Origin of the sequence: Rothia sp. HMSC058E10 (assembly GCF_001809415.1) — a bacterium.
GTDB lineage: Bacteria > Actinomycetota > Actinomycetes > Actinomycetales > Micrococcaceae > Rothia > Rothia dentocariosa.
Map to the genome: position 1 here is coordinate 55,254 of NZ_KV797643.1, position 1,933 is coordinate 57,186.

General features: G+C 42.8%; 2 protein-coding genes and 1 pseudogene. All 3 read left to right on the forward strand.

Features of this window, described 5'->3' with window-relative positions; genetic code table 11:
- Positions 1 to 711, forward strand: a pseudogene (locus tag HMPREF2609_RS09640) (hypothetical protein); the annotation flags it as partial.
- 26 nt (positions 712 to 737) lie between these two features.
- Positions 738 to 1,391 (forward strand): hypothetical protein, encoded by a 654-nt coding sequence (locus HMPREF2609_RS10820; protein ID WP_141745278.1) that lies wholly within the window; start codon positions 738 to 740, stop codon positions 1,389 to 1,391.
- Positions 1,392 to 1,513: 122 nt separating this feature from the next.
- Positions 1,514 to 1,933, forward strand: a 420-nt coding sequence (locus tag HMPREF2609_RS10970; protein WP_168162162.1) for a hypothetical protein, incomplete at its 3' end; no start/stop codon positions are given.

Sequence of the window (1,933 nt, forward strand, 5' to 3'; positions counted from 1 at the left end):
AGGCGGGTTGTTATGGATAATGCGTTTTTGGGTCCTCTTGTTTCTGCTTTGGGACGGGGATGGTTGTCGAGGTATAACCGGGGTAAGAAGGTAAATTCTAATATTCAGCGTATGCCTCTCATGATTGTTATGGCCTGGGCTCTTTGGGTTTTTAGTGTTGCTGCGGCAATATTTTTTACTGGGAGCACTATTAACGGTGGTGGTACTAATTTTGGTGGTGCCATGGCATTTGCGTTTGCCGAGTTAGTTTTTATTTTAAGTGGTCTATTATTTTATGCATTATATCGAAATATGTATGTGGAGATTACCCGTTCGTATGTGTTACGGCGGGATGCTTTTCGATTTATTGAGAAGATTGAATATTGTCGTATTCGTGGGTATTCCTATTATGAGGGGCATGATCGGGAAGGTAATTTTGAGGATGGGCTGTATTTAAATGGTCCGTATGATGCTAAGGGTACTCCTACTCTTGGTGTTAAGCTTCATAGTAATTGGGCTAATTATAATTATGTGTTGGGGCAGCTTGCGTTTCGTATTGTGAATGAGCGGTGGGCTGATCCTGATTCTGATGAGGATCATGAGCAAGTTCAGGAGTATGTATCGTCGGGGCAGGCTCGAAATATTTGTTTGGAATATGATGGTATGGCTTTCCCTGAGAATAACATCATCCCGGACAAAGATCCTACAGAGGAAGACCCATCTAATGAGTAGGAGCTTCATGGTTCAGGCGGGTTGTTATGGATAATGCGTTTTTGAGTCCTATTCTTTCCGCTTTAGGTCGTACCTTTTTGTCGAGGTATAACCGGGGTAAGAAAGTAAACTCCAATATTCAGCGTATGCCTCTGTTGATCGTGATGGCTTGGGGCTGTTGGATAGTGTCTCTTGGGTCTTTAGGTTTTCTCATATATTTTTATATTCGCTTTAATCAACTTGATGGATATTGTATGGGGGTTTTAGCTGTAGCTCCATTGTCAGGTCTGTTGTTTTATGTGTGGTATCGGAATGCGTATGTGAAGATTACGCGTACGTATGTGTTGCGTCGTGATTTATTGAGGCGTGTTCAGAAGGTTCATTTTAAAGATGTGAATATGTTTCGTGCGTATGGCAATCGTGAGGAATCTGGGATAGTTTTATTTAGTGATAGTTCTGCTGGTACGGGATCGGTGCTTGTATCAAGTGTGCAGGCCAGTTTGGCGTATATTCAGGCTCAGATGGTGTTTCGTATGGAGCAGGAGCGTTGGGCTGATGCTGACTCGGATGACGATCAGGGTATGCTGAGGGATTATATGCGTTCGGGGCAGGCGTGGGAGATGGTTATGTCTTCTGGTGGGGCTAATTTCCCTGAAAATGATAAGAAAGCTTCGGAGAGTTCATCTGATGAGGGCAACTAATTCACCTTTGGCGGTGTACTGTGGATAACGCATTTTTGGGTCCCCTACTTTCTGCTTTCGGGCGGAGTTTTCTGTCGAAGCGTAATCGAGGGAAGTCTACAGGTAAAAAGAATATACATCGGATGGGTTTTCTTCTTTTGGCTGCATACGGATTTTGGGCTGTTTCTCTTGTGGCATTAGTGTTATTTCTGTATTTTTATTTCCGTTTTAATCGTTTTGACGGTATATGTCAGGGAATTTTGATGTCATGTCCTGTAGCAGGTCTGTTGTTTTATGTGTGGTATCGGAATGCGTATGTGGAGATTACGCGTACGTATGTGTTGCGGCGTACTTTTCTCCGGTTTGTTGAAAAGGTTGAATATCGTCGTATTCGTGATTTTGGATACTACGAGCGGACGGATCGTGACAATAATTTTGAGGATGGATTATATATTGATGGTCCCTATAATGATGAAGGATATTTTGGTGAAGGGATAGAGCTTCATAGTAACTGGGTGAATATGTCGTATGTATTGGGGCAGCTTGCGTTTCGTATTGTGAAT